At 67.5% G+C, this 21867-nt stretch carries 14 protein-coding genes and 1 pseudogene; 7 read left to right on the top strand and 8 right to left on the bottom strand.

All coding sequences use genetic code 11. The features are described from left to right. Nucleotides 1–23: 23 nt before the first annotated feature. The gene (locus ACX5I6_RS16890) at nucleotides 24–1679 is read left to right on the top strand and encodes a serine/threonine-protein kinase (RefSeq protein ID WP_461841222.1); all 1656 of its coding nucleotides are present in this window, start codon (nucleotides 24–26) and stop codon (nucleotides 1677–1679) included. Between the two features lie 41 nt (nucleotides 1680–1720). Here the strand turns inward: ACX5I6_RS16890 and ACX5I6_RS16885 are convergent, their stop codons facing one another. Then, nucleotides 1721–2623, bottom strand: coding sequence for a TIGR01777 family oxidoreductase (locus ACX5I6_RS16885; RefSeq protein WP_109864056.1), 903 nt, complete (start codon nucleotides 2621–2623; stop codon nucleotides 1721–1723). A 73-nt stretch (nucleotides 2624–2696) separates the two neighbouring features. Here ACX5I6_RS16885 and ACX5I6_RS16880 point away from each other — a divergent pair, with 73 nt between their 5' ends. Next, a complete protein-coding gene (locus tag ACX5I6_RS16880) occupies nucleotides 2697–6230 on the top strand; it encodes a S41 family peptidase (protein WP_461841221.1) in 3534 nt (1177 codons plus the stop codon). Between the two features lie 83 nt (nucleotides 6231–6313). Here ACX5I6_RS16880 and ACX5I6_RS16875 read toward each other — a convergent pair whose 3' ends face one another. From ACX5I6_RS16875 to ACX5I6_RS16855, 5 genes and pseudogenes are all read right to left on the bottom strand, one after another. Further along, nucleotides 6314–6742: an OsmC family protein gene (locus ACX5I6_RS16875; RefSeq protein WP_018761077.1), complete on the bottom strand. Its 429-nt coding sequence runs from the start codon at nucleotides 6740–6742 to the stop codon at nucleotides 6314–6316. 151 nt (nucleotides 6743–6893) lie between these two features. Next, the gene (locus ACX5I6_RS16870) at nucleotides 6894–7247 is read right to left on the bottom strand and encodes a hypothetical protein (protein ID WP_461841220.1); all 354 of its coding nucleotides are present in this window, start codon (nucleotides 7245–7247) and stop codon (nucleotides 6894–6896) included. A 155-nt stretch (nucleotides 7248–7402) separates the two neighbouring features. Beyond that, complete coding sequence (gene sucB / locus ACX5I6_RS16865; protein ID WP_461841219.1) at nucleotides 7403–9160, bottom strand: 2-oxoglutarate dehydrogenase, E2 component, dihydrolipoamide succinyltransferase; 1758 nt, start codon at nucleotides 9158–9160, stop codon at nucleotides 7403–7405. Nucleotides 9161–9274: 114 nt separating this feature from the next. Further along, nucleotides 9275–10657 (bottom strand): dihydrolipoyl dehydrogenase, encoded by a 1383-nt coding sequence (gene lpdA, locus ACX5I6_RS16860; RefSeq protein WP_461841218.1) that lies wholly within the window; start codon nucleotides 10655–10657, stop codon nucleotides 9275–9277. 254 nt (nucleotides 10658–10911) lie between these two features. Next, a pseudogene (locus ACX5I6_RS16855) lies at nucleotides 10912–12434 on the bottom strand (leucyl aminopeptidase). Between the two features lie 255 nt (nucleotides 12435–12689). Here ACX5I6_RS16855 and ACX5I6_RS16850 point away from each other — a divergent pair. The 4 genes from ACX5I6_RS16850 to ACX5I6_RS16835 all read left to right on the top strand — a co-directional run bounded on the left by ACX5I6_RS16850 (nucleotide 12690) and on the right by ACX5I6_RS16835 (nucleotide 18075). After that, nucleotides 12690–13628 (top strand): proteasome assembly chaperone family protein, encoded by a 939-nt coding sequence (locus ACX5I6_RS16850; protein ID WP_018761082.1) that lies wholly within the window; start codon nucleotides 12690–12692, stop codon nucleotides 13626–13628. Nucleotides 13629–13679: 51 nt separating this feature from the next. Continuing rightward, entirely contained in the window at nucleotides 13680–15026 is a 1347-nt protein-coding gene (locus ACX5I6_RS16845; protein ID WP_461841217.1) for an MFS transporter, read from the top strand. Nucleotides 15027–15124: 98 nt separating this feature from the next. Then, nucleotides 15125–16453, top strand: coding sequence for a DUF4192 family protein (locus tag ACX5I6_RS16840; protein WP_461841216.1), 1329 nt, complete (start codon nucleotides 15125–15127; stop codon nucleotides 16451–16453). Between the two features lie 305 nt (nucleotides 16454–16758). Beyond that, entirely contained in the window at nucleotides 16759–18075 is a 1317-nt protein-coding gene (locus tag ACX5I6_RS16835) for an RNA polymerase sigma factor (RefSeq protein WP_461841215.1), read from the top strand. Between the two features lie 162 nt (nucleotides 18076–18237). Here ACX5I6_RS16835 and ACX5I6_RS16830 read toward each other — a convergent pair whose 3' ends face one another. Beyond that, entirely contained in the window at nucleotides 18238–18459 is a 222-nt protein-coding gene (locus ACX5I6_RS16830; RefSeq protein WP_013600696.1) for a DUF7455 domain-containing protein, read from the bottom strand. A 256-nt stretch (nucleotides 18460–18715) separates the two neighbouring features. On the opposite strand from ACX5I6_RS16830, the gene ACX5I6_RS16825 reads away from it, so the two are divergent. After that, nucleotides 18716–20824: a DNA gyrase/topoisomerase IV subunit B gene (locus tag ACX5I6_RS16825; RefSeq protein ID WP_461841214.1), complete on the top strand. Its 2109-nt coding sequence runs from the start codon at nucleotides 18716–18718 to the stop codon at nucleotides 20822–20824. Nucleotides 20825–20871: 47 nt separating this feature from the next. Here the strand turns inward: ACX5I6_RS16825 and ACX5I6_RS16820 are convergent, their stop codons facing one another. Then, nucleotides 20872–21864, bottom strand: coding sequence for a M56 family metallopeptidase (locus tag ACX5I6_RS16820; protein ID WP_461841213.1), 993 nt, complete (start codon nucleotides 21862–21864; stop codon nucleotides 20872–20874). Between the last annotated feature and the right edge of the window lie 3 nt (nucleotides 21865–21867).

Here is a 21867-nt window from a genome sequence, read left to right as displayed (position 1 = left end):
CCGGATTCCGATAGACATGGAGCATGGATGGTGCACAGGCTCCCGAGGTCCCGGGTTACGACGTCGGCCGGCTGCTTGGCCGTGGCGGCAGCGCGGATGTCTGGCTGGCCACGGAACAGCACACGGGCAGGGACTTTGCGCTGAAGTGCTTCCGTGCCCCGGACGGCAGCGCCCGGGACGAGGCCATGCCGGAGGAGGAAGTGCGGAGGGAAATCCGCATCCTCAGTGTCTTGGACCACCCGCACCTCATCAGGGCCCGCGATGCCGTGCGCGTCGCCGGGCCCGCGCCGGGGACGGCCCTGACCATGGACTTCGCCGCTGGCGGTTCGCTGGCGCAGTTGGTGGCATCCCGGGGCAGGCTCAGCGTGGGAGAAAGCGTCACCGTCCTGACTCCCGTTGCGCAGGCCCTGGGATACCTGCACGCCCAAGGCTTCACGCACTCGGACGTGGCGCCTGGGAACATCCTGTTCACCGGGCAGGGGAAACCGATGCTGTCCGACGTCGGTGTGGCCCGGATGCTCGGCGATCCTGGCCGGGCAGTGACGGCTGGAACCGGCGGCTTCGTTGACCCGTCGCCTGTTGATGCCGCAGGCGCGGGGCTTCAGCCAGGGCGCGATGTGTTCTCGCTGGCTGCGATTGGCTGGTTTTGCCTGACCGGTGAAGCGCCCGGCCGCACGCTCGACCGGCCGCCGCTGTCCTTGCTGGTTCCCGGTGTCCCGAAGGAGCTTGCCGCAGCCCTCGAACAAGGGTTGAACGAGGACCGCCGGCTGCGGCCTACTGCCATGGCGCTGGGTACTGCCGTCTTCCGCAGTGCGGAGGCACTGCCTCTCGACCTCTCGGGTGCCGTCCATCCCGCGGTCCTTCCGGAGCTGCTCACCCGCCGCAGTATCCCCGCCGAAGCGAAGGGTTCCGCGCTGGGCACGAGACTCCGGAGACTGCGGCGGCGGCTCTCGACCTTGCGATGGCCGGGCCCGGCAGCGCGGGCCCGGATCCGCCCCTTTCCTTCGCCCCAGGCCGAAGCAACGTCACATGGGAAGCATGCGGCCGGCCCTGCAGGGGTCCGGGCACTGCATATTCCGCGGCTGCCGGCCCGGCTCGCCTTGCCGGCAGTGGGCGTGGCGGCGGCTGGGATGTGGTGGCTGGCCGCTTCCGCCGGTGCAGGACCGTGGCTCGGCGACTCCGCTCCGGGCATGCCGTCCGCTGCCGGCGTTCCGCAAGGACCGGCCGCGCCAGGCCATGACGCCGGGCGTAGCCCCGTCGATGTGCTGGCCGAGGCCCGGCAGCAAGCTGCGGCTACCGATCCTGCGGTGGCTGTTCGGGGGCTGGCCGCGCTGCGGGATCATGCCTTCAATACCGGAAGCGTGGATCTGCTGTCCGCCGTCAACGCGCCCGGTTCGCCCGCCGCGGCCGCGGACCAGGACATTGCCGGGCCATTGGGTGCTTCCCGCCAGCGCCTCGACGGTTTCGCCACGATGGTCTCGGAGGTCACGCCCGAATCCGGGTCGACGCAGGACCATGCCGTCGTGCGCTTGACCTCCGCCTCCTCGGGTTACCAGGCCGTGGGCCCGGAGAACGAGGTGCTGGCGACAGGGCCGGCCAGCCCGGCGCAGCGGCTCAGGCTGGTCCTGGTGTCCGTGGACGGCCGGTGGAAGATCAGCAACATCCTTCCGGGCGGCTGATGACGCGCCCGCGGGCAGGGCTGCCGCACCAGTGCCCCTGGTCAGCCGGCGTTGTCCTTCCCGACCACCCAGCGGGCTGCGGCGTCAAGGTTCCCGTGCTGCCACTGGAAGCCGGCAGCCGACAAAACTGCAGGCTCCATCCGCTGGCTGAACAACAGAAGCTCTTCAGCGAGCCCGGGCATCACGGTCCGCAGCACGGGCGCCGGAACCCGCAGCACGGCAGGCCGGTGCAGGGCGCGCGCCAGCGCCGCAACGATCGCATTGACGTCCGCCTGCCCGGGGGCCGCGACATTTACCGGCCCCGCCACCTGGGATTCGAGGAGGAACAGGAAGGCGGCCGAGACATCCGGAAGCGTCACCCACGGCCAGAACTGGCGGCCGTTTCCGAACGGGCCGCCCACGCCCAGCCGCAACAGGGGGAGCAGCTTGCCCAGTGCTCCGCCGGAACGGCTGAACACCACCCCGGTGCGGGGCGTCACGACGCGAACACCCTCGGGCGCCAGGTTGGCTTCGCGTTCCCACTCGATGCAGATCTGTGCCAACGTGCCTGAACCGGCAGGTGCGTCCTCGCGCAGGACCGTGTTGCCGGCGTCGCCGTAATAGCCTGACGCTGATTGGCTGATGAAGGTGGCAGGCGGGGTTTCAAGCTGCGCCATGGCCTGCACCAGGGTCCTGGTGGGCGCCAGCCGCGAACTGAACAGTTCCTCGACCCTGCGCCGCGTCCAGGGCTTGTCGCCGATGCCGGCGCCGGCCAGGTTGACGACGGCGTCGGCGCCGGCAAGGGCGCCGGGGTCCAGGACGCCGGCCGCCGGATCCCACCTGATCTCTGATGCGCCCGCAGGTTGTCGGCGGACCAGTGTCACCACCGAGTGGCCGGCGTCGCGGAAGGCTGCGGACATGGAGGTGCCGATGAGCCCGGAGGCGCCGGCCATGACGATGTGCATGGTCCATCTCACCACGCCAGCGCGGCTCCGGCACCTCCCGCGGGGGCAGGTGGTGGTTGACTATGATCGAACGATGACTTCCTCGAGCTACTTCCGTTTCCCGCATCTGCACGGCGACCTGGTCACTTTCGTGGCCGAGGACGACGTCTGGATCGCGCCCCTGGACGGCGGCCGGGCCTGGCGCGTCTCGTCCCTCCAATTACCCGCCCGCAACCCGCGGTTCACCCCGGACGGCAAGCGGCTGGTGTGGACGGTGGTGCAGGGCACGGCGCCGGAGGTTGTCTCGGCACAGGTCGACGGCGGCGGATACCGGCAGCTCACCTACTTCGGGCACAGCAGCACCAGGGTCAAGGGGTTCACCGCCGGCGGTTCCGTGGTGGTCACCAGCGCATTCCGGCAGGCCGAAAGCCGGCACACGTACGCTTACAGTGTCCCGTTGGACGGCGGGTGGGCGCAGGAACTGCCGTACGGCCCGGTTGAATCGGTTGCGTTCGGCCCCGAGGTGGGCGACGAACGTCCGGTGGTGCTGGGGACCGTGCTGTCCCGCGAACCGGCATGGTGGAAGCGGTACCGCGGCGGTACCGCCGGAAAGCTGTGGATCGACAACGACGGCAACGGCGAATTCGAACGGCTGCTGCCCGACCTGGACGGCAATCTCGCCGACCCCCTGTGGGTGGGTGGCCGGATCGCCTTCCTCTCCGACCATGAGGGCTACGGCAACCTCTACTCGGTGCTGCCCAACGGACAGGACCTGCGCCGGCACACCGACCACCAGGACTTCTACGTCCGGCACGCCGCCACCGACGGCAAACGGGTCATCTTCGAATCCGCCGGTGAACTTTGGGTCTTGAGTGACCTCGAATCGGAGGCGGTCAAGCTGGAGATCTCCCTGGGCTCTGCCTCGCAGACCAGGCGTCCGGCCCTCCTCGACCCGGCAAAACACCTCGGCGCCGTGGCACCCGATACCACCGGAGCCGCCAGCGCCGTCGAATCGCACGGAACCATCCACTGGGTGCGCCACAAGGACGGGCCCTCCCGCATCATCGAGGCAACCCCGGGTGTCCGCGGGCGCCTGCCCCGGCCCCTGGGCGACGGCCGCATCGCCTACATCGCCGACCACGACGGCGTCGAGGCGCTGCACATCAAGGACATCGCCGCACCTGTCCCGCACAGTGCCCAGCAGGCGACGGCACCGGGCCAGGAACCTACGGCGGACCACTCCGCCGACGCCGGACAAACGGGCACGGAGGGCCCCGAAACGCCCAACCTGCCGCAACCGGTCCCGGCCTCCGGCGCCGCAGTCCTTGCGGGCGGAAACCAACATGTTCCCGCCGACGACGACCAGCAGGCAGACGTCGCCCCGCAGGACTCGACGGCCGCCACGGAAAACAGGGAGGACACGGCGCCCACCGGCATCACCGTCCCCACGCCGTCGCGGGCCAGTTCGCTCGAAGCCAGCCCGGACGGCCGGTGGATAGCACTGGGCACCTCGTTCGGCGACGTCCACGTGGCCGACACCCGAACCGGTAACCTCACGCGCGTTGCCAGCATCGGCGAAGGCAGCATCTCCGAGCTGGCCTGGTCCGCCGACTCGCGCTGGCTGGCGTGGTCGGAACCGGTCACGTCCTTCGGCTCACGCAGCCGCCTGCGCCTGGCCACCGTGGACCGCCTCGATGCCGATCCCGTGGAGGTCACTGACGGCCGTTTCCGCGACGCCTCGCCGTCGTTCACCCCTGACGGCAAGTTCCTGGCGTTCCTGTCCAACCGCAGCTTCGATCCGGTCTACGACGGGCACTCGTTCGACCTTTCCTTCCCCAGCCCCATCAAGCCCTACCTGGTGGCACTCGCGGCTGACACGCCGTCGCCCTTTGGCCCGTCGGTGGATCCCGCCGGCGAGGAGACCGCACCCGAAACCGTAAAGAACGGCGCGGACGCAAGTGAAGGGCAGCAGGACAGCACGGCAGCTGTCCACGTCGACCCGGAAGGCCTGGCGCACCGCGTCATCGGGGTTCCCGTACCCCAGGGCAACTACAGCTCACTGAAGGCCGTGGACGGCGGACTCCTGTGGCTCGACTCCGTCCTGGCCGGCGTGACCGGCGACGGCAAGGCCAGCCAGGAGGACAAGGACGCCCGCCCCAGCCTGGTCCGCTACGACGTCGCCCGCCGCAAGCAAGCCACGCTGGTGGACGCCGTTGACAGCTACCGCCTGTCCGGGGACCGCAGCAAGGTGGTCCTGGTCTCGGACAAGCAGGTCACTGCCGTTCCATCCGATGCCAAGGCGGATGAGGAATCCGGCAAAGCCGTCAAAGTGGACCTGGGCAGGATCAGGGTCCTGCTGGACCCGCTTAGCGTCTGGGGACAGGCGTTCGATGAAGCCTGGCGCCTGCAGCGCGACTTCTTCTGGACCGAAGACATGGCCGGCCAGGACTGGGAATCCATCCGCGCCCGGTACCGTCCGCTGGTGGACCGCCTCGGCTCGCACGATGACCTGGTTGACCTGCTGTGGGAGCTGCACGGCGAACTCGGCACATCCCACGCCTACGTGCGCCCGGCCGCAGTGACCGAGCGGGGCAGCCGCGGGCAGGGCCGCCTCGGCGCCGACCTCACCCACACACCGCAGGGCTGGGAGATCACCCGCATCCTGGCCGGTGAGTCCTCCGATCCGCTCGCCACGTCGCCGCTGACCCGGCCGGGTGTCAGCGCCAAGGCAGGGGACATCCTCCTTGCCATCGATGGTGTCCCCTTGTCACAGGCCGTCACCCCGGCCATGCAGCTGGTGGGTGCGGCCGGCCGCGCAGTGGAGCTGACCCTGCTCAACGGCCCGGGACACGGCGGCGCTGCAGGCATCCAGCGGCGGGTCGCCGTCGTGCCTGTCAAGGACGAGGAACGGCTGCGGTACCAGGAATGGGTCGCCGGCAACCGGCGCACCGTGCGCGAGGCCTCGGACGGAACATTCGGCTACCTCCACATTCCGGACATGATGGCCAACGGCTGGGCCCAGCTGCACCGGGACCTGGACACCGAAACCGCGCTGGACGGACTCATTGTCGATGTGCGCCGGAACCGGGGCGGACACACATCCCAGCTGGTCGCTGAGCTGATCGGCCGCAAGGTCACCGGCTGGAGCATGCCGCGCGGGGAGAAGCCCCGGACGTATCCGCACCACGCTCCGCGCGGGCCGGTGATCATCCTCGCCGACGAATTCGCGGGCTCGGACGGTGACATCATCACCCAGGTCTCCAAACTGCGGGGGATCGGGCCGGTGATCGGGACGCGGACCTGGGGTGGCGTGGTGGGCATCGACAACCGCTTCTCCCTGGCCGACGGCACGGGAGTCACCCAGCCCCGGTACGCCACCTGGTTCGGCGGCGGTGTTGGCTGGAGCGTTGAAAACTACGGCGTGGACCCGGACATCGAAGTGACTTACCCGCCGCACGCCTACGCCGCCGGCCGCGATCCCCAGCTTGAGTACGGCATCGGCGCGCTCAAGGAGATGATCCAGGAACTGCCCACCGACCGTCCGCCGGCCCGCTCCGGATACCGCCGCCTGAAGCCTGCGCCGCTGCCCGCCCGCCGGCAGGCCGGCCAGGCGGGGACGTCTGCCTAGGTTTTTCCGGGTAAACCAAAAGGCCCTGCTCCGCCGGACATCCGGCGGGACAGGGCCTTTTTGGTGCTCTATGCCTGCAAGGCTTAGGCCTGAAGCGTGGCATCCAGGGTGATCTCGATCCCGGCGAGGGCCTGGGAGACCGGGCAGCCCTTCTTCGCGGCCTCGGCGATCCGCTGGAAGTCCTCCTCCGAAATGCCGGGGATGCGGGCATTCAAGGTCAGGTGGCTGCCCGTGATGCCGGTCCCCGGCTGGAAGCCGACCTCGGACTTGGTGTTGACTTCCTCAGGCGTGAAGCCGGCCTGGCTCAGTTCGTGGCTGAACGCCATGGAGAAGCATGCCGAGTGGGCGGCGGCGATCAGCTCTTCCGGGCTGGTCTTTCCGCCGGCGGCCTCGGTGCGCGCCTTCCAGGTGACATCGAAGGTGCCCAGGCCGGAGCTGTCCAGGGTGGTGTTGCCCGAACCCTCCGTCAGGCTTCCGGTCCATACAGTGTGCGCGTTGCGTGTTGTCGCCATGTCTCTCCTCAACGTCGGTTCGAATCCGGGCCGGGCACCCGCGGCCGGGCCCGCCGTTTCCCATCCTAGGGACCGCGTCCTTCCGGTGCACGGGTTGTCCGCTCTCAGAGGATTATGACCGGACGGATGCGTAGGGCCGGCTGGTGCGGGGCTACTGCCAGATGGTGGCGATGGCCACGTTGGCCAGTGCCAGGCCGCCCACGCCGTGGGCCAGGCCGGTAGAGACGGGCTGCCCATTCTTGACCTTGCGTGTTCCGATGACGGCCAGGACTGCCACGACGATGGCAATGACGAATTTGATGCCCAGCTTGGCGTAGTTGGGATCCTTGTCCGGGAGGAACGGCAGGATGCCCATCATGGCAATGCCGGTAAGGAGCTGCAGGAACGCGCCGTCGCGCTGGCGGGGGTGGACGGTGGGGGTCCGCATCGTGGCAATCCAGTAGCCCACGATCATGGCGGCTCCCACGACGTGCAGGAAGACCAGGATGTTGAAGAGAATAGTCATGGCACCAGCTTAGCCAGTCAGTTCTACGGCCCGTAGCAAAGCCACGCCACGGCAGCTCCGGGAACGGGTGCGTTGGTTAAAACCGCGACGGCGCCGCCGGCACGGATGGTTTCCCACCCGCGCCGGCACCGCCGTCGTTGGATTTGCCGTGGAGGCTAGAGCCCCAGGTCGGCTTCGAAAGCGCCCTCTTCCAGGCGTGCCTTCAAGGTCTGGAGGAAGCGGCCGGCGTCGGCACCGTCCACCAAGCGGTGGTCGTACGTCAGGGACAGGTACATCATGGACCGGATGGCGATCGAGTCGTCACCATTCTCGTCAGCAACCACGACGGGCCGCTTGACGATGGCGCCGGTGCCCAGGATGCCCACCTGCGGCTGGTTGATAATCGGGGTGTCGAACAGGGCACCAACGGAACCGATGTTGGTGATGCTGAACGTGCCGCCGGACAGTTCGTCCGGGCCGATCTTGCCGTCGCGGGTCCGGGACGCGACGTCGGCAATCTTGCCGGCGAGGCCGGCAAGGTTCAGGTTGCCGGCGTCGGCGATGACCGGAACCAGCAGGCCCTTGTCGGTGTCGACGGCGATCGCCAGGTGCTCGGCGTTGTGGTACGTGATTTCCTGCTTGTCTTCGTCGTACGCAGCGTTGAGCTTCGGGTGTTGCTTGAGGGCCTCGGCCACAGCCTTGGCGATGAAGGGCAGGAACGTCAGCTTGGTGCCGTTCTGGGCCTGGAAGGAGTTCTTGGCCTTGAGGCGGAGTTTGGCAACCTTGGTCATGTCCACCTCGTGGACCTGCGTCAGCTGCGTGGAGACCTCAAGGGATTCGCGCATGCGGCGGGCGATGACCTGGCGGATACGCGGAGCCTTCTGGGTGGTGCCGCGCAGGGAGGAAGCAGCAGCACCGGAAGCGGCCGGAGCGGACGCGCCAGATGCTGCAGCCGGAGCTGCTGCGGGAGCGGCTTTTGCCTCTGCCGCGGCGAGGACGTCTTGCTTGCGGATGCGACCGCCGACGCCGGTGCCGGACAGCGAGGAGACGTCAACGCCGTGCTGGTTGGCGAGCTTGCGGACCAGGGGAGTGACGTAGCCGGACTCGGAACCGCCGGCCGGGGCTGCCTCCTGGGCTGCGGGTGCAGCGGGTGCTGCAGCCGGGGCGGGAGCCGCAGCCGGTGCAGGAGCTTCCTGCTTGGGGGCTTCCTGCTTCGGCGCCTCCTGCTTCGGCGCCTCCTGCTTGGGGGCCTCGGGAGCGGGTGCGGCAGCCGGAGCGGGTGCGGCAGCCGGAGCCGGGGCCGCAGCAGCGGGAGCGCCGGAGCCAATAACGGCGAGCACGGAGCCGACCTCGGCGGTTTCGTCCTCGTTGACCCGGATTTCCTGCAGGGTGCCTGCCACCGGAGACGGAATTTCGGTATCCACCTTGTCAGTGGACACCTCGAGCAGCGGCTCGTCCACCTCAACGGAGTCGCCTACGGCCTTCAGCCAGCGGGTGACGGTGCCTTCGGTGACGCTTTCGCCGAGCGCGGGCAGGGTGACGTCGTGGCTTTCGCCGCCGGCCGCCACTGCCTGCTGGGCAGGAGCTTCCTGGGCCGGTGCTTCCTGTGCGGGAGCTGCCTCAGCCGGTGCGGCTGCTTCCTGGGCCGGTGCTTCCTGCGCAGGGGCTTCTTCGGCGGGTGCGGAACCGCCGCCGGAGCCGTCGCCGATGCGCACCAAGGGTGCGCCTACCTCGGCGGTCTCATCTTCAGCGACCAGGATTTCTTCAATCACGCCAGCTACGGGAGAGGGGATTTCAGTGTCTACTTTGTCGGTGGAGACTTCGAGCAGCGGCTCGTCCACCTCTACCCGGTCACCTACCTGCTTGAGCCAGCGGGTGACGGTTCCTTCGGTGACACTCTCACCGAGGGCGGGCAAGTTAACGGATTCAGACATGTCGTCCCCGTTCTCCTTATTGATCTTTAGTGCGAATGATTGCTGCCATGGTGGAAGCCTAGTGCACCCGGCCTGCGCGGCCGGGTGCACCAGGCCTGGTAATACTGTGGAAAATCAGCCGTGCAGCGGCTTGCCGGCCAGCGCCAGGTGGGCTTCGCCGAGGGCCTCGTTCTGGGTGGGGTGGGCGTGCACCAGCTGGGCGACGTCCTCCGGGTAGGCTTCCCAGTTCACGATCAGCTGGGCCTCGCCCACCTGCTCGCCCATGCGGGCTCCGATCATGTGGACGCCAACCACGGGGCCGTCCTTCTGGCGGACCAGCTTGACCAGTCCGGAGGTGCCCAGGATGGAGCTTCTGCCGTTGCCGGCCAGGTTGTATTCCTGGGTCTGGACCTGGTCGTCGCCGAACTTTTCCTTGGCAGCCTTCTCGGTGTAGCCAACCGTGGCGATTTCGGGTTCGGAGTAGGTGACCTTGGGGATGTTGATGTCCTCGACGACCACCGGCTTCAGGCCGGCGATTTCCTCGGCAACGAAGATGCCCTGCTGGTAACCACGGTGCGCCAGCTGCACGCCGGGAACGATGTCGCCCACCGCATAGATGTTTCCGACGCCGGTGTGCAGGCGCTCGTTGGTGATGACGAAGCCGCGGTCAATGGTGATCCCCGCGTCCTCGTAGCCCAGGTTGGCGGTGACGGGGCCGCGGCCAACGGCAACCAGCAGCAGGTCGGCTTCGAAGGTCTTGCCGTCCACGAGGGTGACCTTGACGCCGTCGTCATTCTGCTCGACGCCCTGGAAGAACACGCCGGTGGAGAACTTGATGCCGCGCTTCTTGAAGGCACGCTCAAAGTTCTTCACGATCGTGGCGTCCTCGTTGGGAACGAGGGAGGGGAGGCCTTCGACGATGGTGACGTCCACTCCGAACGACTTCCAGACCGAGGCGAACTCGACGCCGATGACGCCGCCGCCGAGGATGATGGCGCTCTTGGGGATGTAATCCATGGTGAGGGCCTGGTCCGACGTGATGACCTTGCCGCCGATTTCCAGGCCGGGCAGGGTACGGGAGTAGGAGCCGGTTGCCAGGACGATGTTCTTGCCCTTGTAGGCGGTGCCGTTCACGACAACGGTGTCGGTGCCCTGCAGCTTGCCTTCACCCTCGATGACGGTGATGCCCTTGGACTTGATGAGTCCCTGCAGGCCCTTGTACTTGCCGGCGATGATGCCGTCCTTGTAGGCGTTGACAGCGTTGATGTCGATGCTGTCGAGGGTGACGTTCACGCCGTACTTGGCGGAGTCACGGGCGTGGTCGGCCAGCTCTGCAGAGTGCAGCAGGGCCTTGGTGGGGATGCAGCCGTTGTGGAGGCAGGTGCCGCCCAGCTTGCCCTTCTCCACGAGGCCGACGGTAAGGCCCAGCTGTACCGCCCGCAGCGCCGCGGCGTACCCGCCGCTGCCGCCACCGAGTACCAGGATGTCGAATTCTTGCGCAGTTGCCTGATCGGCCACTAAAACGCTCCCTCGCGTGAACGATGACGCGATCAGCGCGCATCATCTGGTCTTGGAACTTGCACTGCCGTGATTATGTCAGCAGGGCAACTCTCTTGCATTTGTGACTACCGTGGTTCACCTTAGCGAACCACCTATCCATGCTCCACCTTGGCGGCGCGTTTGTGGAGCGCTTGTGGCCAGTGTCACGCGGCTTTGTGGCGGAGGGATCACCCCCGCCGCAAAGCCGCGCGGCACGGCCCGTCAACCCTTGATCAGGCCGCGGCGAGGATGTCCTCGACGTACGCGACCAGGGTCCGGACGGTGCAGCCGGTGCCCTGCTTGTGCGTGTAGCCGTACGGGCTGCCGTTGTTGAATGACGGCCCGGCAATGTCGATGTGCGCCCAGGGGATCTGCGTGCCCGCCTTGTCCTTACCCACGAACTCGCGCAGGAAAACGGCAGCGGTCATCATGCCGCCGTGCCGCTCTCCGATGTTGGCAAGGTCCGCCACCTGGGAGTCCAGGCTGGGGCGCAGTTCTTCCGGCAGGGGCATCGGCCAGACCAGCTCGCCGGCGCGGTCCGCGGCAACCTTGAGCGCGCCGGTGACGCTGTCCGAGCCCATGATGCCCGCGGTGCGGTTCCCCAGTGCGATGAGCTGCGCGCCGGTGAGGGTGGCGACGTCAATGATGGCGTCCGGGTATTCGCCGCTCGCTGCGACGATGCCGTCCGCCATGACCAGCCGGCCTTCGGCATCCGTATTAGCACTTCCACGGTCTTGCCGCCGTACATGGTCAGGACATCGGCGGGGCGGGAGGCGGCGCCGCCGGGCATGTTTTCGGCGATGCACAGCCAGGCCGTGGCCTTGACGGGCAGGCCCAGCCCGGCGATGGCCAGGACAGTGTTAAGGACGACGGCGGCGCCCGCCATGTCACTCTTCATGTCGCCCATGTTCAGGGCCGGCTTGAGGGAAATTCCGCCGGTGTCGAACGTGATGCCTTTTCCGACGAGGGCGATCTTCGATGTGGCCTTGGCGGGGGAATATTCGACCTTCACCAGGCGCGGCTGCCGCGAGGAGCCCTTGCCAACGCCCATGATGCCGCCGAAGCCTTCCTTCTCCAGGCGCTTCTCGTCCCAAACGGTCACCTTCACCGGAAGGCCCTTGGCGAGATCCTTGGCGGCCTCCGCGAAGGATTCCGGGTACAGGTGGCTGGGCGGGGTATTGACAAGGGACCGGGTCGCATTCACGGCCTTGGCCACCAGGCCTGCGCGCTTCAGCGCGGAGTCCACGCCGGCGGTGCGGGCCAGTTCGGTGAAGATCACGGCGTTCCGGACCGGTTCCTTCAGCCCGTCCGTCGAGGACCGGAACTCGGTGAAGGAGTAGGCTCCCAGTGCCGCGCCCTCGGCGACGGCAGCGACGTCCTGCACGGTCGCCGTCGGAAACGCCAGGGTGACTGTTGCCAGGCCCGCAAGCTGGCGGACCGCCGAGCCTGCGGCGCGGCGAAGCGACTCGCCTGCCAGCGGTTCGGTGGCGGCGACCTTGCCAACCCCGGCCAGGGCCAGGATTCCGGCTCCGGTCTCGGGCAGGCCCGGCAGGCGTACCAGCTGGTCTGCGGCACCGGTAATGCCGAGCGCCTTGAGGGATTCCGTGAGGGCTTCCGCAGACTTTGCCGTCAACGGGTTGTCCAGGAGGACGGGCCCGTCGGTTCCCTGCCCCACCCCGATGACCACTGCCTCGCTGGCGCTCTTCTTCAAGTCGCGCGAGACGGTACTAAGGTTGATTTCAGTATTCTTGACCACAGGGATGAGTCCTCAATTCTCGAAATGTTCGGGCAGGAATGCATGTTGGGCGCTCTGCCATGGTGGCCCGGCTCCGGCCGTCGTGGACCGCTCCGGGTGCGTGCCAGCCCGCCTGGCAGGCCAATTCCGATCGTAGCCCTTCCGCGCCACGGCGGGAGAATTTCCTGAGATGTGCGCCACACGGGGTGCCGGAATGCCCGGCCCGTCCGCCGCGTTATGCAAGATGTCCACCCGAACCCCTGAAAGGAACACGCCGTGCTTGAACGGATTTCCGGCTCCCTGCTGGACCCCGACGCGCTCTACGCCAGCAACATCGAGCTGTTCCACAGCCCCGATCTGCGGGGGCTGAACCTGGTCATGGGTTTCACCGGTTTCGCCGACGCCGGCCACGTGGTGAAGCAGATCAACGCCGAACTGCTGGACACCCTTGATGCCCAGCCGGTGGCGGTCTTCGACGCCGACCAGCTGATCGACTACCGGTCCCGCCGCCCGCACCTGAGCTTCGTGGAAGACCACATCCAGGACTACCAGGAACCGCGGCTGGCCCTTTACCGCCTCGTCGACGGCCTCGGAAAACCGTTCCTCCTCCTGGCTGGATTCGAACCCGACCTGCAGTGGGAGCGGTTCGCCCGCGCCGTGGTCAACATTGTGGAGAAACTCGATGTCAACCTGGTCACGTGGATCCACTCGATCCCCATGCCGGTCCCGCACACCCGTCCCGTGGGCGTCACCGTGCACGGAAACCGGCCTGAGCTCATTGAAGGCATTTCGGTGTGGAAGCCAACCGTGGAAGTTCCAGCCGCCGTCGGCCACATCCTGGAATTGCGCCTCGTCGAAGCCGGACGCAACGTCGCCGGCTACGTCATCCACGTGCCGCACTACCTCGCGGAGGCCGAGTACCCCACGGCCGCCGTTGCCGGCCTTGAATACCTGGGTGCTGCGACGTCACTCATGCTGCCCACCGACCGGCTGCGTGAGTCGGGTCGTGACGTCAGCCGCCAGATCGCCGAACAGATCGAGGCGTCCGAGGAAGTCCAGCAGGTGGTTGCCCGCCTCGAGACGCGCTACGACGAGAAGGCCGACGGCATGGTGCGGCGCTCGCTCCTGGCCAACGAAAATGACGAGCTTCCCGACGCCGACGACCTCGGCGCCGCCGTGGAGGCGTACCTGGCCAGGGAGAATCCGAAGCCGTAGCGGCGCGTCACGGCTTCCGGGGAGCCTGCCCGGGCCGGGCATAATGAACGGGTGACTGCTCCCCGCGCCTGGCTGATTTGGACCGTTGGAATTTTTGGGTACCTGGTGGCCGTGGCGCAACGCACCTCCTTCGGGGTGGTGGGCCTTGAGGCCACCGAGCGCTTCCATGCCACGGCCTCTGCCATATCCTTTTTCACGGTCCTGCAACTGCTGGTCTACGCCGGGCTGCAGATCCCGGTCGGATTGCTGGTGGACAGGTTCGGCTCCCGGGCAATGATCGCCGGCGGCGCGGTGCTGATGGGGTTGGGCCAGTTGCAGCTGGCCTTTGCCGAGAGCATCCCGGGCGGTGTCCTTGGGCGTGTGCTGGTGGGCGCCGGCGATGCCATGACCTTCATCTCGGTGATCCGGCTCATCCCGCTGTGGTTTGCCCCGGTACGCGTCCCCCTGGTCACCCAGCTGACCGGCATGTCCGGCCAGTTGGGGCAGTTGTTCAGTGTCCTTCCGTTCGCGCTCGTCCTGCACCTTTCGGGCTGGACTCCCGCCTTCCTGATGCTGGCCGGGATGTCAGCCCTCGCCGTCGTGCTGGTCCTCCTGCTGCTGCAGGACGTTCCGCCGGGCACCGAACGCCCGGATGCCCGGCAGGGGCTGAAAGCCACCGGCGTCTCGCTGGCACGCGCCTGGCGCCAGCCCGGAACCAGGCTGGGAATGTGGAGCCACTTCACCATCCAGTTCAGCGGCACCGTGTTCGCCATGACCTGGGGCTACCCGTTCCTGATCTCCGGCCAGGGCCTGGACGCCGGTACTGTTGCCGCCCTGATGGCGCTGTATGTTGCCGCTGCCATGGCCGTGGGTCCCTTCATTGGCCGTTTCGTGTCCCGCCACCCGCTTCGCCGCTCCACCATGGTCCTGCTTATTGCCGGGTTTACGGCTGCCGCCTGGGCTGCGGTGCTGTTGTTGCCCGGCCGCTCTCCGCTGTGGCTGCTGGCCATGCTGGTGGTTGTCCTCGCCATCGGCGGCCCGGGGTCGATGATCGGTTTTGACTTCGCACGGACTTTCAACCCCGCGCACCGGATCGGGACGGCCACCGGCATCGTCAACGTTGGCGGGTTCATTGCCGCCCTGGTGTCCATTTTCCTGATCGGCCTGGTGTTGGACCTGCTGTATGCCACCGGATTCTCGCAGGGCGTCCTGTATGGCCTGGGCCCGTTCCGGCTGGCCCTGAGCGTCCAGTTCCTGCTGCTCGCGATTGGTTCGGCAGCGATTGTTGCCTCCCGGCGTAAGGTGCGCCGGCAGATGGCGGCGCAGGGAATCGTCGTGCCGCCTCTGCGCAGTGCCTTGGCGCGGCAGCGCCGGGAGAGCCTGGCGCGCCGCCGGCAGCCTGCGCCCACCGACGACTAAGGGTGCGGGTGCGGGCCACTGGTCCTCCACCGATCAGGTTTCCCACATAGCTGAACTGCCCGGTGCGCGCTGCGCGGCCGGGGGCGAATGCTGGAGCCATGACAGCTCCGGAACGAATGACAGTGCACGGCCCCGAAGACATCCTCGGCTTCATCCCCCATTCGCTGGGATACTGGCCGGCGTCGAGCCTCGTGGCCATGACCCTGCGCGGCACCACGCTGGGAGCCACGCTGCGGCTTGACCTTCCAGGCCTGGAAACACAGGTGGACCCGTCGCGGTTCGCCCGCGCCGTCCGTCGCTACCTGCAGTCGGACGTCGAGGCCGACGGTTCACTGCTGGCGGTTTTCACCACCGACGCCGGGGCGGCGCCGCCTACCGCCTACGACCAACTGGTCCGCGAGGTGCAGGCTGTCCTGGAACAGGCGGGCATGCCTGTTCGTGACGCCTGGTTCGTGGGCGACGAGTATTGGCGGGACGCACTGTGCCGGGACACCTCGTGCTGCCCACTGCCCGGCCGCCCGGTCCAGCAGATCAGGGACAGCATGCTCAATGCCGAGATGGTGTACAGGGGCAGCAGCATTGGGACAGCGCCGGGATCCGGCACTGCGCCCGTGCCGGCGCTTCCGGGCCCCTATGTGGCCTCCGTCCTGGCCCGGGAGGACGGCTGGATGGAAGAACTTGCCGGGCGGACAAGGAGCAGGGCCCAGTTCAGCTCCGTGCTCGACTTCTGGGAGAGGCTCCTGGGCCAGCCGGCCGGGGCGCCGTGGCGGCCGGACGCCGAGCGCGATGCGTACCTTCGCGCCACGCTCGTCGTGCCGACCTGGCGCGACGCCGTCCTGGTGATGGCAGCAGCGGGCAGGAACGCCGCGGAGGAAGGGGCTGAGCTTTTCGGGGTCCTGCATGATGCGGGTGATTCGGAGGTCGCCGGCGATTCCGCCGTGTCCGCGCCGCCGGCCCCGCCGGCCCCATGCCGGGACACATCGCCGCGGTTGCGGAAACCGGGGGTCGGGGCTGCAACAGCGCCTGCGCGGTTGGACCGGAACCGCCGGCCACACTTGCCCAACGCTGCCGGATCTCCAGTTGCCGGCTACGGCGAGATCCTGATGGGAGTGGCGCCTGAGGTACCCTGCTGGGCGGCCCTGGACATGCTCGACCGGGTCCTTGAACACCTGGCAGCGCCGGGCGGACCTGCCGGGGCCGCGGCCCTGGCCGGCAGGGGATGGATCGCCTGGTGCCGCGGCCGCGGATCATACGCGGCCGCCTACCTGGGCGAGGCGCTCCGGCTTGAGCCCGGGTACCGGCTGGCGGAATTGTTGCTGGACATTGTCGCCCGCGGTGCGCTCTGCGGCTGGGCGGCGCGGAAGGACGCCGCCTGGCAGAAATTCGGGCCGGATCCCCTGGGGCCGGACGGCGGAGGTGTGGTCTGACGCCCGCCCCGGTGGCCCCGGGCCACTCCCTTCAAGGGGCGCCGGAAGCGCTGGGGCGGTAACGGATGGCGGCGCGGGAGGCCGGATTCGGCCAAATCATGAGACAATGGATGCCGAGACCCGGTTGGGTCCGTGTATCGAGTGCTCGTAACCGCGCCCGCAAGGGAACATTACAGCCGCTCCGGGAGTTGTCTTAAGTGACTCTGCCGGCCGTGGTGGCGCTTGGTTTCCACCACGGACTTGACAGGGTCATAGTGGTGTTGCCCGTATGGTGATTCCACAGACCACCGCTAGAAAGGTTTTCTGTGACCCCGTCTTCCACGAAGAAGGATTCCGCCGCCCAGGACGTCTTGTCCCCTGAGGAGAAGCAGGCCGCGACCAACGCCAAGCGGGCAGCTACGCGGGCAGCCAACAAGGCTTCGTCCGGTGAGGCTGCAGCGGACGGCAAGCGCGAGCCGAAGAAGCGCGGGCCCAAGCCGGGCGCCAAGGCTGCAGCAGAGGCTGCCGGCAAGTCCGCCGCCGGTGACGTTGACCCGGACGACGTCGAGGAGGTCGAGGAGGACATCGACGACATCGTCCTCGAAGGCCCCGACGCGGTCGAGGATGCCGACGCCGATCCCGTCAAGGGTGCCGCCGGCAGCGGCAAGGGCTTTGTCTACTCCGACGCCGACGACGACGACGCCCCGGTCCAGCAGGTCATGTCCGCCGGCGCCACCGCCGACCCCGTCAAGGACTACCTGAAGCAGATCGGCAAGGTGGCACTGCTCAACGCCGAGCAGGAAGTCGACCTGGCGCTCCGGATCGAAGCCGGACTGTTCGCCGAAGAAAAGATCGCGGCCGACGGGGACACCATGGACCCCAAGTACAAGCGCGAACTCGAATTCATCATCCACGACGGCAAGCGCGCGAAGAACCACCTCCTGGAGGCCAACCTCCGCCTCGTGGTTTCCCTGGCCAAGCGCTACACGGGCCGCGGCATGCTCTTCCTGGACCTCATCCAGGAAGGCAACCTGGGCCTGATTCGTGCGGTGGAGAAGTTCGACTACACCAAGGGCTTCAAGTTCTCCACGTACGCCACCTGGTGGATCCGGCAGGCGATCACCCGCGCCATGGCTGACCAGGCCCGTACCATCCGTATCCCGGTGCACATGGTTGAGGTCATCAACAAGCTGGCCCGCGTGCAGCGCCAGATGCTGCAGGACCTCGGCCGCGAACCCACGCCCGAGGAACTGGCACTGGAACTGGACATGACGCCGGAAAAGGTTGTCGAGGTCCAGAAATACGGCCGCGAACCGATCTCGCTGCACACCCCCCTGGGCGAGGATGGCGATTCCGAGTTCGGCGACCTGATCGAGGACTCCGAGGCGGTGGTCCCGGCCGACGCCGTGAGCTTTACCCTGCTGCAGGAACAGCTGCACTCGGTGCTGGATACCCTCTCCGAGCGCGAAGCAGGCGTGGTTGCCATGCGGTTCGGCCTCACCGACGGACAGCCGAAGACTTTAGACGAAATCGGCAAGGTCTACGGCGTCACCCGCGAGCGGATCCGGCAGATCGAATCGAAGACGATGTCCAAGCTCCGCCACCCGTCGCGGTCGCAGGTGCTGCGCGACTACCTGGACTAGATCTCCTGCGCAACACGCCGGGCCGCCCCGAACCCACCCTGCGGTGGGCCCGGGGCGGCCCGGCTTAACCCCCCGCGAGGTTCCCCTAAAGGACGGTTAAACGCCGGTGGGACCCATCCATTCGGACAGGTCCCACCGGGTTCGTTGTTACCGATGCCTCATCTAGTCGATCTCGACGGCAGCCTTCTCGTGAAGCTTTCCCGTCTCGTCGTGCCAGTCGGAGCTCAACGGCTTAAGCGTTGCCTCCACTGCACGGGCGTGGTGGCCGCAGAACAGCAGCTCACCGCCGGAGGACTCGAGTACAACCCGGACATATGCCTGAGCTCCGCAACGGTCGCACCGGTCCAGTGCGTTGAGCGTGCGGTCTGCCACTGCTGTTGTCATGTCGGCCTCCTTAGTAGATCAGTACATCTATATAACCAGCATTCGTATCCAATCCATCGCAAGGATGGGGCAAGTTCGCTGTGCGCGTATCCGCAAGGTTGGGTCAAGAATGTCCCACCGACATTCGGGACCCAACCCGTGGCGTGCTGCACAGCGGCCCGCGGGTGTGGCAGCAGGCTCCTGTCGCTGCCGCCGACTACCCTAGAGGGAGCGGTTCCCAGTACCGCCCCCACGTCCCTGAAGGAGTTCATCACCAGTGGCACCAAGCTCTGAGTACACCGCCCGGCACCTTTCCGTCTTGGAAGGGCTCGAAGCTGTCCGCAAGCGCCCGGGCATGTACATCGGCTCAACCGACTCGCGCGGCCTCATGCACTGCCTCTGGGAGATCATCGACAACTCGGTGGACGAGGCCCTGGCCGGCTTCGGCCACGACATCCGCATCATCCTGCACGCGGACAACTCTGTCGAAATCCACGACGACGGCCGCGGCATTCCCATCGACAAGGAGCCCAAGACGGGCCTCACCGGCGTCGAGGTGGTTTTCACCAAGCTGCACGCAGGCGGTAAGTTCGGCGGTGGCTCCTACACCGCGTCCGGCGGCCTCCACGGCGTGGGCGCGTCGGTGGTCAACGCCCTCTCCTCACGCCTGGACGTTGAGGTGGACCGCGGCGGCAAGACCTACCGGATGTCGTTCCGCCGCGGCGAACCCGGCCGGTTCAAGGACACCGGGTCCAAGCCGGATCCGGCAGCGCCGTTCACGCCGTTCGTCAACGACTCTGTCCTGGACTTCACGGGCAAGGCCAAGCGCGGAGTCACAGGGACCCGGATCCGCTACTGGGCGGACCGGCAGATCTTCACCCCGGACGCGAAGTTCTCCTACGAGGACCTCGCAGCCCGTGCCCGGCAGACCTCATTCCTGGTGCCCGGGCTCAAGCTCACCGTGCGCGACGAACGCAAGCTCCCGGGAACCCCCGGTGAGGCAGGCCCGCACGAAGAGGTCTTCCACCACGACGGCGGCATCTCGGAATTCGTCGAGTTCCTGGCTGCTGATCCCGCCGTCACCGATGTGTGGCGGCTGCACGGTTCCGGCAAGTTCAAGGAGACCGTTCCTGTCCTTGACGAACGGGGCCACAGCCAGCTGGCGGAGGTCGAGCGTGACTGCGAAGTGGACGTGGCCCTGCGCTGGGGCATCGGTTACGACAGTACGGTCCGCAGCTTCGTGAACATCATTGCCACACCGAAGGGCGGCACCCACCAGTCCGGCTTCGAGCAAGCCCTGGTCAAAACGTTCCGCAAAGCCGTGGAAACCAATGCCCGCAAGCTCAAGGCCGGCAACGACAAGATCGACAAGGACGACATCTTCGCCGGCCTGACCGCAGTCCTGACCGTCCGGCTCGCCGAGCCGCAGTTCGAGGGGCAGACCAAGGAGATCCTGGGTACCAGCGCCGTCCGCGCCATCGTGGCGCGGGTGGTGGAGCGGGAGATCACCGCCAAGCTCACCTCCAGCAACCGGAACGACAAGGCACAGTCGGCCCTGCTGCTGGAAAAGATCGTCAACGAGATGAAGTCCCGGATCTCGGCCCGCGTGCACAAGGAGACGCAGCGGCGCAAGAACGCCCTGGAAACGTCCTCGATGCCTACCAAGCTCGCTGACTGCCGCACGGACGACGTCGAACGCTCTGAACTCTTCATCGTGGAAGGCGACTCCGCCCTCGGCACCGCCAAACTGGCCCGCTCGTCCGATTTCCAGGCCCTGTTGCCCATCCGCGGCAAGATCCTGAACGTGCAGAAGGCATCGGTGGGGGACATGCTCTCCAACGCCGAATGCGCAGCCCTCATCCAGGTGGTGGGCGCCGGTTCCGGCCGCAGCTTCGACATCAGCGCCGCCCGGTACGGCAAAGTCATCCTCATGACGGACGCCGACGTGGACGGTGCCCACATCCGGACCCTGCTGCTGACCCTCTTCTTCCGCTACATGCGGCCCATGATCCTCGAAGGCAGGGTCTTTGCCGCGGTTCCACCGCTGCACCGGGTGGAGGTCATCAACGCCGGCCAGAAGGCCAACGAGATGATCTACACCTACTCCGAAGCCGAGCTCCACGTGCTGCTGGCGCGCCTGGCCAAGGAGGGGAAACGGTACAAGGAACCGATCCAGCGGTACAAGGGCTTGGGGGAGATGGATGCCGAGCAACTGGCCGAGACCACCATGGACCCACGCCACCGGACCCTTCGGAAGGTGGGCATCGAGAACGCCCAGCAGGCGGAGGAGATCTTCGACCTCCTGATGGGTTCGGATGTGTCCCCGCGCAAGGACTTCATCATCGCCGGGGCGTCCAGCCTGGACCGGGAGCGCATCGACGCCTGAGCGTGACGGCCGGGCTCCGGCAGGTCAACCGCGGCGACGGTGGCAGGTCAGCCGAGCAGCCCTGGTACCACGAGCAAAGCGGTAGGGAGCGCGAGCAGCAGGATGCAGCCGGCCAGGACGGCGCTGCGGGCCGCGGCCGGCAGCTGGGGTTGCGGTGTCAGCAGGCGGCTGACCCTGGACGCTGCGGTCCGGACCGCGTCCGAGCCCGGTCCCACGGAGGCCGCCTCCAGCCCGGACAGCGCCAGGCTGGGTGAGGACGGCCGGATGTCACCGGCAACGGGATTCGCCGCGGAGCCGCTGGCGACGATGGCGATGGCCTTGATCAGGGTCGCCTTGCTTTCGGTCCGCAGGGCGACGTCGTCGGCCAGCATCTCAATGAGTGAGTTGACCGACTCCTGGGCAAGGCGGGTGGTGGGCAGCCAGGGCAGCGCCTGCCGCCAGGCAGCAAACGCCCAGAGCAGGAGGTGGTGCCGTTGGCTCAGGTGGGCGTTCTCATGGATGAGGACAGCGCGGAGTTCGGCAGGCTCGAGAGCGGCCATCAGGCCGTCCGACAAGACGGTTACAGAGCGGGCTCCGCCCGGCAGGCAGTAGGCCACCGGGGAGTCATGGCTGATGACCAGCGTTCCGGTGTCCTGCCCGGACGGTGAGGCCAGCAGGGCCAGGAGCTCACGGTGCCGCCGCCGCTGCCGCTGGATCTTGTAGTAGGTGAGCAGCAGGGTGAAGACCAGGTGTGCGGTCAGCAGGGCCGCGGCGGACAGGGCGAAGATGTGCCAGAACCCCAGTGCCGTGGTGGGAGCGCTGAAAAGCACCATGCCGGCGAGGGCCCGTAGGCCGGCCACGAGGTTGTCGCCAATCGGCTCCAGGCCATAGACCAGCATGGCGCCGATCATGGACAGGCCACCGGCGAGGGCGATCGCCTGCCAAAGAAGCATCGCGGTGAACGGCGACCTGGCCGGCCATTGTGCCCTCGAGAGGAGGATCGGCACGGGCCACGCAAGGACTATCGCAAGGACCGCCAGCAGGTACGAGGCCCAGAACATGGT

The organism is Arthrobacter sp. MMS24-T111, assembly GCF_054888995.1.
Note: the sequence above shows the minus strand (reverse complement) of the source record. Positions and strands in the feature narration are given on the sequence as shown.